This window comes from Arenibacter arenosicollis, from assembly GCF_014397245.1.
Lineage (GTDB): Bacteria > Bacteroidota > Bacteroidia > Flavobacteriales > Flavobacteriaceae > Arenibacter > Arenibacter arenosicollis.
The window spans coordinates 93753-107704 of sequence record NZ_JACLHY010000012.1 but is presented as its reverse complement, the minus strand read 5'-3'; the positions used below and the strand labels follow the sequence as shown (position 1 = coordinate 107704).

At 38.8% G+C, this 13952-nt stretch carries 10 protein-coding genes; 6 read left to right on the top strand and 4 right to left on the bottom strand.

The window, feature by feature from the left end; genetic code table 11:
* Positions 1-127: 127 nt before the first annotated feature.
* Positions 128-1189: an acyl-CoA reductase gene (locus H4O18_RS12965; protein ID WP_187585245.1), complete on the bottom strand. Its 1062-nt coding sequence runs from the start codon at positions 1187-1189 to the stop codon at positions 128-130.
* 86 nt (positions 1190-1275) lie between these two features.
* Here H4O18_RS12965 and H4O18_RS12960 point away from each other — a divergent pair, with 86 nt between their 5' ends.
* Positions 1276-1626 (top strand): 4Fe-4S dicluster domain-containing protein, encoded by a 351-nt coding sequence (locus H4O18_RS12960; RefSeq protein ID WP_103441164.1) that lies wholly within the window; start codon positions 1276-1278, stop codon positions 1624-1626.
* Positions 1627-1810: 184 nt separating this feature from the next.
* Here the strand turns inward: H4O18_RS12960 and H4O18_RS12955 are convergent, their stop codons facing one another.
* Positions 1811-4486 carry a TonB-dependent receptor gene (locus tag H4O18_RS12955; RefSeq protein WP_187585243.1) on the bottom strand — a complete coding sequence of 892 codons (2676 nt, stop codon included), beginning with the start codon at positions 4484-4486 and terminating at the stop codon, positions 1811-1813.
* A 170-nt stretch (positions 4487-4656) separates the two neighbouring features.
* Here H4O18_RS12955 and ychF point away from each other — a divergent pair, with 170 nt between their 5' ends.
* Entirely contained in the window at positions 4657-5751 is a 1095-nt protein-coding gene (gene ychF / locus H4O18_RS12950; protein WP_187585241.1) for a redox-regulated ATPase YchF, read from the top strand.
* 149 nt (positions 5752-5900) lie between these two features.
* On the opposite strand, the gene H4O18_RS12945 is transcribed toward ychF, so the two are convergent.
* Positions 5901-7019, bottom strand: a complete 1119-nt coding sequence (locus tag H4O18_RS12945; protein ID WP_187585239.1) for a GTP cyclohydrolase — start codon at positions 7017-7019, stop codon at positions 5901-5903.
* A 68-nt stretch (positions 7020-7087) separates the two neighbouring features.
* A complete protein-coding gene (locus H4O18_RS12940) occupies positions 7088-8164 on the bottom strand; it encodes a transporter (RefSeq protein ID WP_425489136.1) in 1077 nt (358 codons plus the stop codon).
* Between the two features lie 88 nt (positions 8165-8252).
* Between H4O18_RS12940 and H4O18_RS12935 the strand changes: the two genes are divergently transcribed.
* Genes H4O18_RS12935 through H4O18_RS12920 form a run of 4 tightly spaced genes read left to right on the top strand, consistent with a single transcriptional unit; the run spans position 8253 to position 13711 of the window.
* On the top strand, positions 8253-8516 hold the full coding sequence (locus tag H4O18_RS12935) for a DUF4834 family protein (RefSeq protein WP_187585237.1): 264 nt from the start codon (positions 8253-8255) through the stop codon (positions 8514-8516).
* 19 nt (positions 8517-8535) lie between these two features.
* A complete protein-coding gene (locus H4O18_RS12930; RefSeq protein WP_187585235.1) occupies positions 8536-10971 on the top strand; it encodes a YfhO family protein in 2436 nt (811 codons plus the stop codon).
* A complete protein-coding gene (locus H4O18_RS12925; protein ID WP_187585233.1) occupies positions 10971-12251 on the top strand; it encodes a glycosyltransferase in 1281 nt (426 codons plus the stop codon). The genes H4O18_RS12930 and H4O18_RS12925 overlap by 1 nt, the downstream gene beginning before the upstream one ends.
* Complete coding sequence (locus H4O18_RS12920; protein WP_187585231.1) at positions 12242-13711, top strand: lipopolysaccharide biosynthesis protein; 1470 nt, start codon at positions 12242-12244, stop codon at positions 13709-13711. Before H4O18_RS12925 ends, H4O18_RS12920 begins: the two co-directional genes overlap by 10 nt.
* Positions 13712-13952: the final 241 nt, after the last annotated feature.

Sequence of the window (13952 nt, the reverse complement as noted above, 5' to 3'; positions counted from 1 at the left end):
GATTGATAATCATTAATCTGAGTTGTTGTTGTTATGGAAATATTGTAAAATCCAGTTTTTTATATTTCAAGGGTTAAAGGTCATAAATATTTTAGGAAGTAGGGTACTGCCTCCAAAGATTATTACATTATGTTTTCAACAAAAAATCAACAGTATCAATATTGTCGGCATAATCGTTCAATGATGGTTTCTGGGTTTGGCCAAAAGGTATCTCATCTGCAATAAAGCCTTTGGATACTATGCATTGAATCTTGTCCTGTTCTTGTGATAATCTAATTTTTAAATCTTCCATGGAATCATAGAACTCATAAAAAACGGTGGCAATAGGGGAAGCATAGTTATTATCCTCCTTTAGCATTAGGAAACCATTCTCCAATATCTTGAACAAACTCATTAGGTACACGGCCTTATTATAATCATAATTATTGGCGTATTTATGGTGTTCAATGATGGTATTGTATGGGTAAACAGCTTTAAATAGTGCGTCAAAATTAAAATCTTTGGGCACAAATAATTTGGATACACTTCTACAGCCCAGTCCGTAATACCTGAAAATATCCTCTCCCAAAGCGGTCAGCTCTTCCTTTGTTTCATTACCACTAAGAACGGCCGCCGAATTTCGATTTTTCCTAATGATATTAGGTTTTTTTCCGAAATAGTGCTCAAAATATCGCGAAGTATTGTCGCTTCCCGTTGCAATTACAGCATCAAAATCTTCCAATTTGCCATCTGCAAAAGAAATTTTGTCTTTAAAGGAAGGTTCCATTTCTATTAAATATTGGGCAACAAAGGGTAATAATACTTGGTCGTTTGAGGAAAGTTTCACGATGGCCCTATTTCCAGTAATTAGGGTACTTAAAAAATCATGGAAACCTACCAAGGGAATATTACCGGCCATAATCAGGGCAACCGATTTAGGCTTGTTTTTATCCACTTCATAGGCCATTAACCAGCTTTCGAGCTTCGATGGCGTCAGTAGTTCGGCCCAACTTTCCAAACTAAATAAAATATTTTCAGGGGTAAACCAACCATTCTTGTGTCCGGCCAAGGCTAGTATTTCATCGAATTTTTTTAACCATGCGTGCTGATTATCATCTATTTGAGTTTGGTTTTTTGCATATTTGCAATATTCTTTAAAAAAATCACCAAGTTTAACAAAAGCATCAAGTCTATGTCTAAGGTCAGTCATTATATTTGTAAAAGATTTTATTAGGCTTTACCTTTGTACAAAAGTATTGATACTGAAATTAAATCAGCATAAAGAAATAGAAAAATATGGCAATTATAATAACAGATGAGTGCATAAATTGTGGAGCTTGTGAACCAGAATGTCCAAATACTGCAATTTATGAAGGTGCGGATGATTGGCGTTATAGTGACGGAACCCTTTTAAAGGGTAATGTAGTACTGCCTAATGGTAAAGCAGTTGATGCCGACGAATCACAGGAGCCAGTAAGCGACGAGATATATTTTATTGTTCCGGACAAGTGTACGGAATGTAAAGGTTTTCATGATGAGCCCCAGTGTGCTGCGGTTTGTCCTGTAGATTGTTGTATCCCGGATGACGACCACGTGGAGTCTGAAGAAGTACTTTTGGGCAAACAACGTTTTATGCACCCTGAGTAGGTCATTTAATTATATTTTTCAGCAGTCCCTTTCCAGATTTATGGGTTGATTATTTATTTTTCAATAGGTTGTTGGGGGGGGATTTTGGAATAATTCCTCCTAAGGAGTGAGGGTTGTTGAATTTTATGAAATAAAAAAGGTTGCCTGTAAAGGCAACCTTTTTGCATTTTGGTGTTTTGTTTATCTAAAATGTAAATCCTATTTTGGCATAGTAATACGCTCCTCCAAATCCCATTTGTACGGAGTCCCAGTATCCACCACCTTCTACCCAATCGTCCTGTTGATCTGGATACACATTAAAAAGGTTGTTGGCACCAACATTTAATTTGAGACCATCGCACAATTCATAACCAAAAACTAGATCTGTAATCAGTCTGGCGTCATAGGTATCCGTTGCCTGATTTATTTGGTCAGCAAAACTATCGTAATCCGCGGTGGGTTCCAACATCTGATAATCCAATAATTCTACCTTGCTAAAATGGGTAAAAGCCAGCCCCGCATCAAATTTGTCCTTCTTGTAATTCATATTTAGGGTAAATTTACTTTTAGGGGCCGAGGCTAATAAAAACCCCTTATCCCTTTCTCCAAAAAAGGTTTGCTCGTCCAAATTTCCATTATTAACCTTGTCGATCTTCATGTCATTTATATTACCTGTAAAAGTCGCCGATAGTCTATTGTCATCGAAGTTCTTCTTCCAGGCCAATACAATATCCAATCCAGTGGTTTTGGTATCCACGCCATTGACAAAGAACTGCGCGGCTTCCACGTTGGGAATCTGTGGGGCATCAAAATTACCTGTTAGTACTATCCTATCGTCTACCTTAATATAATATCCATCTACTGTAGCGGTGAAGTCCCCGAAAGTTGCTGTAAAACCTAAACCGGCATTAAGTGCCTTTTCTTCTTTTAATTGGTCTATTCCAAACGAGGCGGTTACTGGACTATTGTTGGGGGATAATAAGGACTCCAATGCGGCGCCTCCCACAAAATTTGTAAACTGTAGGTTGTAATATTTTTGGGCCAAGGAAGGAGCCCTAAAACCTGTACTTACAGACCCCCTAATATTTACGTTGTCGGACGCTTTTAATCTAGCGGCCAATTTCCCGTTCAGGGTACTTCCAAAATCACTAAAATTTTCAAAACGCGCTGCAGCACTTAATAAGAAAATTTCAGTAAGGTCGAACTCGGCATCTGCGTAGAGAGAAAAATTACTTCTACTTCTATCTACTTCGTTTTTAGGACTATATCCTGGGAATCCTTGTGAACCGCCCGGACGTGCATCGCCCGAGTCTGGATCTGTAGGTTGGGTCTGATTGGCAGGGTCTGTTATCAACAGACCATTTACGTCATAAGTGCCCCAAGAACCTTCCTCGCCGGCAAATATGATGAAATTTTCGGTTCTATATTCGGCGCCAAAAGCCAGGTTCATTCCTTCCAAAACATCCTCATAATATTTTGAAAAATCCAAATTCACCGTGTTTTGTGTCAGGCTATGCCCCCCTGCATCAAAATCGGTGGGGGATACATCCTCCAAGGAAGCATTAAGGGTTCCTTGAATGAAATAATGAAAATTGTTTTTCCCATAGGTATTGCTGATATCCACTTTCCAGCCATTAGCCAATTCTGTTTTAAAGCCGGCCGAAAAGGAATTGTCTATGATGTTGGAGGTGATTCTTGGTGTAAAGCCGTTGGGGTATATAGAAGGGATTACCCTATTTCCACCATTTCTTGTAAAGGCGTAGGCATCTGTATCCCTATAGTTCCTGCCACCAAAAGCATATACTTCTGAATTATCGGAAAGGGGGACAGAGGCATTCACCATTAAATTAAATCCATCTATGGCCGCTTCCCCAAAGCCTCTCCTAAAATCGAACCCTGGTCGCAACGTCTTGTTCTTGCTGATATATTCTGTGGTGACATTAACAAATCCACCATCGTTCCCTATGGCCGTTCCAAAATTGACTCCCGCTTTTAAAGAGCCTCCATCAAAACTTTTATCGCTACCAATGGCATTGCCGTCCCTCTCTGTATCTAAACGGTTGCCATCTGTATTGGGTGTTCCGGCAGGAAAATCCCCTTTGGCATTGGTATTGTAAGCTCCATAACTCACAAATCCTGATACTTCATCCGTTTGGTCTTTTAAGACAATATTAATTACCCCCGCTATGGCATCGGAGCCATATTGGGCAGCAGCACCATCGCGCAATATTTCTATTCGTTTAATAGAAGATGCTGGAATAGCATTTAAATCGGTTCCCGTATTTCCACGTCCCCTAGTTCCAAAAATATTGATCAAGGAGGATTGATGCCTTCTTTTTCCGTTTATTAGTACCAAGGTTTGATCGGGTCCCAATCCTCTTAGCGTTGCCGGATCTATATGGTCTGCGCCATCCGATCCGGATTGCTTATTGGCGTTGAAGGAAGGAGCGGCATACTGCAAAAGTTCATTTACTTCAACACGACCAGTTTGGGTTGCAATTTCTGCAATGTCGATTACGTCTACTGGTACCGCGGTATCTGTTGAGGTTCGTTTAGGACTTCTAGATCCCACCAATTGAACCTCGTCCAGCATCATTCCTCCAGCCAATGATACATTGATGACCGATTTCCCCGAAACAACTTCCTCTTGGGTGTTATAACCTATATAGCTAAAGACGAGGATGGCATTATCGAATACGGATATTTGATAATTCCCATCAAAGTCCGTTGTTGTTCCATTGGTGGTACCTTTTTCTACAATGTTTACACCAACTAAGGGTTCGCCACTGTCATCCGTAACGTTGCCCGACACAGAATTTTGTGCAACCAATAAGGTTAGATTGCCCAACAATAGAAGCGTCAATAAATAGAATTTTTTCATATTAATGATTTTAAGTGTTTTACATTTAAATTTAGGTAATTTATTTTTACCTAATTAACATTGGCAATGTATGTTTATAAATGGACATAAATAGTATCTTTGCAGCTGTTAAAAAAAAAGCTGGGAAATAGGTTTTAGTCTACGGTTCCAGTTTGTAATTGATCTTGACCATGAAAGCAGGTATTGTAGGATTGCCCAATGTAGGAAAATCCACCCTTTTTAATTGTTTGTCCAATGCGAAGGCACAAAGTGCCAATTTTCCTTTTTGTACCATTGAGCCCAATATTGGGGTTGTAAATGTACCGGACACCAGATTGCAGAAGTTGGAAGAACTTGTAGTTCCAGAACGGGTATTGCCTGCAACTGTGGAAATTGTGGATATTGCGGGTTTGGTTAAAGGAGCCAGCAAGGGCGAAGGCCTTGGTAACCAGTTTTTGGGTAATATCAGGGAAACAGATGCAATTTTGCATGTGCTACGTTGTTTTGATAATGAGAATATTGTTCATGTCGATGGTTCGGTCAACCCAGTAAGGGATAAGGAAACCATTGATATCGAATTGCAATTGAAGGATTTGGAGACTGTAGATAAAAAGCTTGAAAAAGTAAAACGAGCTGCCAAAACTGGAAATAAGGAAGCGCAGAAAGAGGAAGCAGTTCTATTAAAGATAAAGCAGGGACTTGAAACCGGAACGTCGGTACGGGCTCTAGATATTAATATAGATGATCGTGCGGAGTTTGTGAAGCCCTTACAGTTCATTACCGATAAGCCTGTAATGTATGTTTGTAATGTGGATGAAGATGCAGCTACAACCGGTAACGCCTATGTGGAACAGGTTAAAGCGGCCGTTGCCAATGAAAATGCCGAGGTTATCTTTTTGGCCGTGGGTACAGAAGCGGATATTACGGAATTGGAGAGTTATGAGGAGCGACAAATGTTCTTGGAAGATTTGGGACTTACAGAGCCTGGTTCAGCTAAATTAATTAGGGGAGCCTATAAATTATTGAATTTGGAGACTTATTTTACGGCAGGTGTAAAGGAAGTACGCGCTTGGACAATTCCAGTGGGTGCTACTGCACCACAGGCAGCAGGAGTAATTCATACCGATTTTGAAAAAGGGTTCATCCGTGCAGAAGTTATTGCCTATAATGATTTTGTTTCTTTCGGAAGTGAAGCCAAGGTTAAAGAAGCTGGGAAAATGCGGGTAGAAGGAAAAGAGTATATCGTTAAGGATGGTGATGTAATGCATTTTAGGTTCAACGTATAGTATTGTTCCAAAAGCCGGATGTAAGGCCTAGTCATTGGCAATACTAAAGGCGGAACAAAACTATTTCAACATTTATATAAAAAGCCAACTTATTATTTTAAGTTGGCTTTTATATTTGGGAGAACCTTTGGCAGCTCACGCAAATTAGATTACAAATCTTTTCTGTAGGTCCTTCTTCGCTTATATATTTTTGGGTCGAAATGTTTCCATAATTGGCGAATAGCCACATTTTCCTCCAATTCGGGTGTCCTTACACAATTCTCAATACCCTTTTGTGTGAAAGTTTTGTGATATTCACTGAACATAACGGCTGTAACCCCTTTGTTTTGATATTCTGGATGTACCCCTATCAAGTAAAATATAACCTCTTTACTGTTTTTCTTCGCGTTTAGTAAATGGAATATGCCGAAAGGGAACAATTTTCCGTTAGCTTTCTGCAAGGCTTTGGAAAACGAAGGCATCACTATTCCGAAAGCGATCAAATTATCATCCTTATCCAAAATAAATTTAATATACTCGGGATTTATAAAACTGATATATTTTTTCTTGAAGTATTCTTTTTGAATGTCAGTAATGGGTACGAAGGAAGAAAGGGAGGAATAGGACTCATTAAAAAGATCGAACATTTTATCCGCCATGGGAAGTACATCCTTGGTTTTAGAAAAGTTAAGTGCCTTAACACCGTACCTTTTTTTAACCAAGTCGTTTGCCTTTTCAAAGAATTTGGGTTCCGCATTGCTAAAGGGGAATTTATTTTCCATGTATTCCTTCTCCTTTACAAACCCAAAGCGTTCAAAATGGTTTGCATAATACGGATGGTTATACCAGGTAATCATAGTGCCTATCTCATCAAAACCTTCAGTTAGTACACCAACCTTGTCCAAGTTGGAAAAACCCACAGGTCCTTCCATATAAGATAGCTTATGTTCTTTTCCAATTTCAGCAACTTTATTGAAGAGGGCCTCCGTAACTTCATAATCATCTACGAAATCGAACCAACCAAATCGCATTTTTTTTACTTGCTGTTGTTCTACTTCCAGTCTATTGACAATGGCAGCCACCCTGCCCACAATTTTGTTCTCCTTATAGGCAAGGTAAAACCAAGCATCCGCATCCTTAAAAACGGGATTTTTGCTTTTATCAAAAGACTCCAGCTCATCGTTGATGATAGGAGGAACCCAATATAGGGAATCCTTATATAGTGAAAACGGGAATTTCACGAAATCCTTAAGTTCCGATTTTGTTTTTGCTTCTTTTAGAGTAACCATACTACATTTCTTGTATGGTTCAATATTAGCAATATTAATCTATAGGAAAAAGTACAAATGTTGTTTTGTTAGAAATCTATATCAGAATCGTCCCTATTCTTTTGCTTTTTCTTCAATTTTCTCAATTGTTTCTTTGTGGGTCCTAAGTCTATATCCTCGGCACCTGAGCCTTTGTTTTTTCCTTTTTTCTTTTTCTTCATCGCGTTCTTGCCAATAGGACCTCCATTTTCCCCTGCATCTTGATCTTCAATGGCTTTCACCTTATCCCTGTGCATATCTATCCTATAGGAAAAGCCCATTGCGGCAAAAATCCTACTGGGCGTATTTTTAAAACTGGCCCCTAGGTTCATATCTACCTGCATATTTTCACCCAACAAATGGGCAACGCCACCTCGTAAAAGTACGTCCGAGTACCTATCACTTTTTATACCTTGGTTTTCTACAAAAACACTCCATTTAGGATCCCTAAAGGCATGGGATAAGGACACCGTATAATTCCATTCAGGGAAATCCGTGCCCAATCTGTCATAGGCGATGTTGGAAATAAGGACAAATCTTGGTGTAAGTCTACTTTGGGTCGCCACCATTACCCTTGGGGAGACTATGGGGTCACCACTATAAAAGGGATTGTCGCCGAGAACAAAATTGGCACCTGCGTAGACCGAAATAGCTGGGATCAGGTTTTTCAGCTTAAAACCATAATTGGCCTTCCAACTATAGAGATTAGGCTTATTATTTTCGGGATTCTTAAATGGGTCGTAAATTAAATATTTTAACCCTATCCTGTTTCGGGAGAAATCGGTGTTCTTAATTTCTACCCCAGTGTTGATATATGTTTTATTTTGATTGTCGAATGTACCTTCATAATTCAATTCCAGGGTTTCGAAAAGAATACCATAGCGCAAGGAAAGATCGGCCCCAAAAATATTGGATTCAGTAGCCAGCCTTGTATGGTCCTGTTGTTCATATGCAACACCAAATTCGGCCTGTAAAACGTTGGTGCCAATAGCATATGCACTTACAGATAGGCCTGGTCGGTTGGAGTTGATGACATCGGTATATTGGGAAAAACCTACCAAAGGAATGGTGAAAATTCCAAAAAAGAGCATTTTCATTAGGCGTTTCATTGAAACATTATATTCCATAGGTACTATTTTATTATTATTTTAAGACTTTTGCACTATTATTACAACGTTAGAATTGTACTTTTGATATAAAATTTGTCAACTTATTATGGGTTTTTTAAAAACGATACTAATTGTACTCTTAGTATACTATTTGCTTAAAATTCTAGCTAAATGGTTTGCTCCTAGAATGTTTAGGTATGCCGCAAAGAAGACGGAGGAACATTTTAAGGAAAAGTTTGAGGGTTTTGCCCAACAGAACAATCCAAACGAAGAGCAAATTGGCGACGTTATTATTGAGAAGAAAACGACCAAGAAAAAAAACACCTCAAAAAATGTTGGAGAATATATAGATTTTGAGGAAATTGAATAACCTTTTACCATAACCAAACATGAGAAACGGTCTAAGAGCCTTTTTTATCCATTTTTTTGTCACCGTATTTTTTATAGTTGTCGCACTAGCTTATTTCCATCCTGTCTTACAAGGGAAGGTGATAGAGCAATCCGATATTGTTCAATTTACGGGAATGGCCAAGGAGCAAAATGATTTTCGAAAGAAAACAGGGGAGGAGCCTTATTGGACCAATAGCGCCTTCGGCGGAATGCCTACCTATCAGTTAGGGGCCTATTATCCACATGATTACGTGAAAAAATTGGACCGAATAATCCGTTTTTTACCAAGACCTGCCGATTATCTTTTTATTTATCTTATTGGTTTTTATATTCTGCTCTGCTGCCTTAAGGTTGATTATAAGTTGGCGTTGCTGGGAGCTCTGGCTTTTGGTTTTTCAACTTATATGATTATTATTTTGGGGGTTGGACATAATGCGAAGGCCCATGCAATAGGGTATATGCCTATGCTCCTAGGGGGGATTATTCTGGTTTTTAGAAAGAAATATCTTTGGGGCTTTCTCCTTACCGCAATTGCCATGGCATTGGAAGTGGGAGCCAACCATTATCAAATGACCTACTACTTTATGTTGTTGGTACTTATTCTTGGAGGTGTTTATTTAGTGGATGCCATTAAGGAAAAGAAATTGAAGCATTTTGGCATATCTGTCGGAATCTTAGTTATAGCAGTGTTGATTGGTATTGCTGCCAATGCTACGAGTCTAATGGCTACCAAGGAATATGCGGATTGGAGCACAAGGGGTAAATCCGATCTTACCATAAATGCCAATGGGGAACCCAAGGAAATAGGTTCAGGACTAGATCGGGAATATATAACCCAATTCAGTTACGGTATTGTTGAATCTTTAAATCTGTTCGTTCCAAGACTGTTTGGAGGTTCCGGTGGCAAAGACCTTGGAGCTGATTCCAAAACCTATACTTTTTTAACGGAAAATGGAATATCACGGACCAAAGCTTTGGATTTTACCAGTTCATTGCCTTTGTATTGGGGAGACCAGCCTATTGTTGCCGCTCCGGCCTACATTGGGGCCATTGTGTTCTTTCTCTTTGTTTTAGGATTGTTTTTGGTTAAAGGAAAGGTAAAATGGTGGCTCTTGGGAGGCACTATAATGGCACTGTTACTTTCATGGGGCAAAAATTTTGGACTGCTTACGGATGTAATGATCGACTATTTTCCGCTATACAATAAATTTAGGGCAGTATCTTCCATTCAGGTTATTCTTGAACTTTGCGTACCTGTTTTGGCCATCTTGGCTTTGGCACAGCTTTTTGATAATAAGGTGGACACTTCCAAGAAACTAAAGAATTTAAAACTCACCTTTTTTATTTCTGTGGGAATCGGAGTAGTACTTTTTTTGGTAAAAGGAATGTTCGATTTTGTAGGACAGAGCGATGAAACATATAGACAGTATTATGGTGATGACATTGTTTCCCTAATTGTAGCCGATCGCAAGTCTGTTTATAACTCGGATATATTACGGTCATTGATCTATGTTACTTTAGCAGCTCTGGTTATTTGGTTCTTTCTAAAGGATAAATTAAAACAGAACCTAACGATTGTTATTTTAGGAGTTCTGCTGTTGTTCGATTTGGTAGGTGTTGCCAAGCGTTATGTAAACGAAGATGATTTTGTAGCACAGCGCAGAATGCTGGAACCTTTTCAGGAAACTGAAATGGACAAGCAGATTGCCAAGGATACCACTATATTTAGGGTGTACGACCCTTCCGAGATCGGTGGTGGAGGCCGTACCGCATATTTTCACCAGTCCATTTGGGGCTACCACGCTGCTAAACCGGCAGGTATCCAGAACTTGTTCGACTTTCACATCTCAAAGAACAACGTTCGGGTTTTAAGTATGCTCAATGTAAAATATGTGGTGCAGCAAGACGAAGAGGGTAGAAATTATCCAGCACTAAATCCCGATGCCAATGGTAATGCCTGGTTTATTAATGAATTGGTGCCCGTTTATAATTCCAATGATGAAATAATGGCCCTGAATACTCTGGATGTGAAGCACAAAGCAGTTTTTGATAAATCGAAATTTGCTAATTTGAAAGAGCTTAACTACAAGGCAGATTCTTCTGCTACTATAAAGCTTACTCAATATAAGCCAAATCATTTGACTTATAGTTCCGATAATACCTATCCGGGAATTGCCGTATTTTCCGAAATGTACTATCCCCATGGTTGGAATGCTTATATAGATGGCAAATTGAAGGAGCATTTTGAGGTGAATTATGTGCTAAGGGCATTGGAAATTCCTGCTGGTAAACATAAAATTGAATTTAAGTTTGAGCCGACCCTTATTCAAGTTGGGGGAAAAATAACTATGGCCAGTTCTATAATATTGGCACTCGTTTTATTTTTTGGAATTGGACACACCTATTGGAAATCTAGAAAAAAACCAACGGCTTAATGCAAAAGGTGCTCATCATCACGTATTATTGGCCACCAGCAGGTGGGCCGGGAGTGCAACGATGGTTGAAATTTGTGAAGTACCTAAGGGATTTTAATATAGAACCCATTATTTATACTCCAGAAAATCCCAATTATCCTCTCATCGATGAAACTTTTTTGGATGAAGTACCAAAGGGAATAAAAATATACAAGAAGCCTATTTTTGAACCCTACGGATTTGCCCGAATATTTTCCAAGAATAAGACCAAAAAAATAAGCGCTGGTATAATCAATTCCAAGAATCAATCCGTTTTGGAAAAATTGATGCTATGGGTTCGTGGCAATATGTTTATCCCCGATGCCAGAAAATTTTGGATAAAGCCTTCAGTTGCTTTTTTGACTAATATTATTGAACAAGAAGGTATACGAACAGTAATAACTACGGGACCACCACATAGCATACATCTCATTGGGCTCGAATTAAAAAAAAGTAGCAAAGTAAGGTGGATTACCGATTTTAGAGATCCATGGACCTCTATTGGATATCATAAAAAATTAAAACTTACTGTTTCCTCCCAGGCAAAACACAAACGTTTGGAACAATTGGTGTTAAATGAAGCCGATAAAATTATAGTTACCAGTAATACCACAAAACAGGAGTTTTCTAAAATAACCAATAAGCCCATTATGGTTATTACCAATGGTTTCGATACAGATGGGACAAGTTCGGCTGTATTGGACGTTGATTTTACTGTTTCACATATTGGATCCCTTCTTAGTGGTAGAAATCCCATAAACCTCTGGAAAGCTATTTCTGAATTGATTCATGAAATCCCAGACTTTAAAAAGCATTTTAAATTACAGTTGGCAGGTGTAATTAGTTCGGATGTTTTGGAAAGTATCTATTTTTTTGGCTTGCAACCCTATACTGAGCTATTGGGGTATATTTCTCATGAAGAAGCCCTACAGTATCAAAGAAAATCCCAAGTATTATTATTGATAGAGATAGATTCTGAGGAGACCCAAGGAATTATTCCGGGGAAAGTATTTGAATATATGGCTGCAAAAAGGCCTATATTGGGCGTTGGCCCAGGCAAGTGGGAGGTAGGAAGCCTTATTTCAGAGTCCAATACGGGCAGAACTTATGACTACCAACAGTCCAATGAATTGAAGAACTCCTTGTTGGAGTGGTTTCAAGATTATAAAAAGAATCAATTGTCGTTGCCTTTTGCGAAAGTGGAGCAATATCACAGACGGGAATTAACCAAGAAGCTGTCCAAGTATTTAGCATGGGAATAGTCTTAAAGCAATCGTTGAACAATACATTGATTACCTATGGTGGATTTGCCATAGGAGCATTGAACCTGCTCTTTTTATATACAAGGTTTTTGTCCGATGAGTATTTTGGTTTGGTCAATGTTATACTTTCGGCATCTTCTGTTTTAATGCCAATTTTGGCATTTGGGATTCCAAATACCATGATCAAATACTATTCGGGTTTCCAGGAACTGAAAAGTCGGGATGGTTTTTTGACTCTAATGGTGTTATTACCACTTGTTCTTGTAGTACCTATCGGAATTGTATCCTATTTGGCCAATGAAACCATAGGGAATTTTTTATCCAAGGAGAACCCAATAGTGAAGGGGTATGTTTGGCATATTTTTATTATTGGATTGGCGATGGCTTATTTTGAGGTATTTTATGCCTGGGCCAAAGTTCAAATGAAATCGGTTTTTGGAAATTTTATGAAAGAGGTTTTCAGCCGAATATTGGTTACTATATTGCTTTTATTGGTGTATTGGGACCTTATTTCTGTATTGAGCTTTCTCAATGCACTAGTGGGGATGTATATTCTTAGAACCCTGATAATGCAGGTCTATGCCTTAAGATTGCTCAAATTGAAGTTGGATTTTAACCTTCCCGGCAACACCCGCGAAATTATAAATTATAGCGCCCTTATTATTTTGGGTGGATCGGCAGCAATAGTTTTGTTGGAGGTAGATAAAGTGATGATCAACCAATTTATAGAAATCAAAAATGTGGCCTATTACAGTGTGGCAGGTTACATAGCCACTGTGATTGCCGTTCCGTCAAGGTCCATGCACAATATAACCTATCCGTTAACTGCGGAAATACTTCACAGAAAGGATATCAAAGCGCTAAAAACCCTATATCAAAAGAGTTCCCTGACTTTGTTCATAGTGTCTGGGCTTATATTTATACTGATTATTTTAAACTTAAATGATCTTTATAATCTATTGCCGACTTCTTATCGCGGTGGATATGTAATTGTTTTTATCATTGGCATTGCCAAGGTATATGATGCGCTATTGGGCAATAACAATGCGATAATGTACAATTCCGACTTTTATAGGGCTTTACTTCTTATGGGGGTTGTGTTGGCTATCCTAACTATTTTATTGAACCTGTGGCTTATTCCGAAATATGGTTTGGATGGCGCGGCAATAGCCAGTTTTTTGGCTTTTTTTATTTATAATACGGTAAAATTGTTTTTCGTAAAAATGAAATTTGGTATTCAACCCATTACCAAAGAAACTTTCAAGGTTATATTTCTACTCTTATTATTAACGACCATTTTTTACTTTATATCATTTCCTTTCCATCCTGTTATTAACATGGGCATTAAGAGTATACTTATTGTAATTTGTTATGTCCTTGTTTTATATAAGTTTAGAATATCCGAAGATGTGTTTGGAGCCATTTCATTTTATTTGGAAAAGTTGGGGAGGAAAAAATAGCACAAGCTCAATTTCCTCAGGGCAAGCCCTTTATACGTCGAACGGTAACAACTGTTAATATTCTAACGCCCGCCCGAACGGAACGGGCAGGCCCGTCTGAATGGAACGGGCAGGCCCGCCTGAATGGAACGGGCAGGCCCGACTGAATTGAACGGGCAGGCATGCTTTGGAGCGTTCAAATCTCAATTGAATAGTAAAACCCCGCAGGAACGAATTCACTGCGGGGCTAAACAACTAACCA

Coding starts and splice junctions, on each gene's coding strand:
- H4O18_RS12965 (WP_187585245.1), bottom strand. CDS start 1,189: ATGACTGACCTTAGACATAGACTTGATGCTTTTGTTAAACTTGGTGAT.
- H4O18_RS12960 (WP_103441164.1), top strand. CDS start 1,276: ATGGCAATTATAATAACAGATGAGTGCATAAATTGTGGAGCTTGTGAA.
- H4O18_RS12955 (WP_187585243.1), bottom strand. CDS start 4,486: ATGAAAAAATTCTATTTATTGACGCTTCTATTGTTGGGCAATCTAACC.
- ychF (WP_187585241.1), top strand. CDS start 4,657: ATGAAAGCAGGTATTGTAGGATTGCCCAATGTAGGAAAATCCACCCTT.
- H4O18_RS12945 (WP_187585239.1), bottom strand. CDS start 7,019: ATGGTTACTCTAAAAGAAGCAAAAACAAAATCGGAACTTAAGGATTTC.
- H4O18_RS12940 (WP_425489136.1), bottom strand. CDS start 8,164: ATGGAATATAATGTTTCAATGAAACGCCTAATGAAAATGCTCTTTTTT.
- H4O18_RS12935 (WP_187585237.1), top strand. CDS start 8,253: ATGGGTTTTTTAAAAACGATACTAATTGTACTCTTAGTATACTATTTG.
- H4O18_RS12930 (WP_187585235.1), top strand. CDS start 8,536: ATGAGAAACGGTCTAAGAGCCTTTTTTATCCATTTTTTTGTCACCGTA.
- H4O18_RS12925 (WP_187585233.1), top strand. CDS start 10,971: ATGCAAAAGGTGCTCATCATCACGTATTATTGGCCACCAGCAGGTGGG.
- H4O18_RS12920 (WP_187585231.1), top strand. CDS start 12,242: ATGGGAATAGTCTTAAAGCAATCGTTGAACAATACATTGATTACCTAT.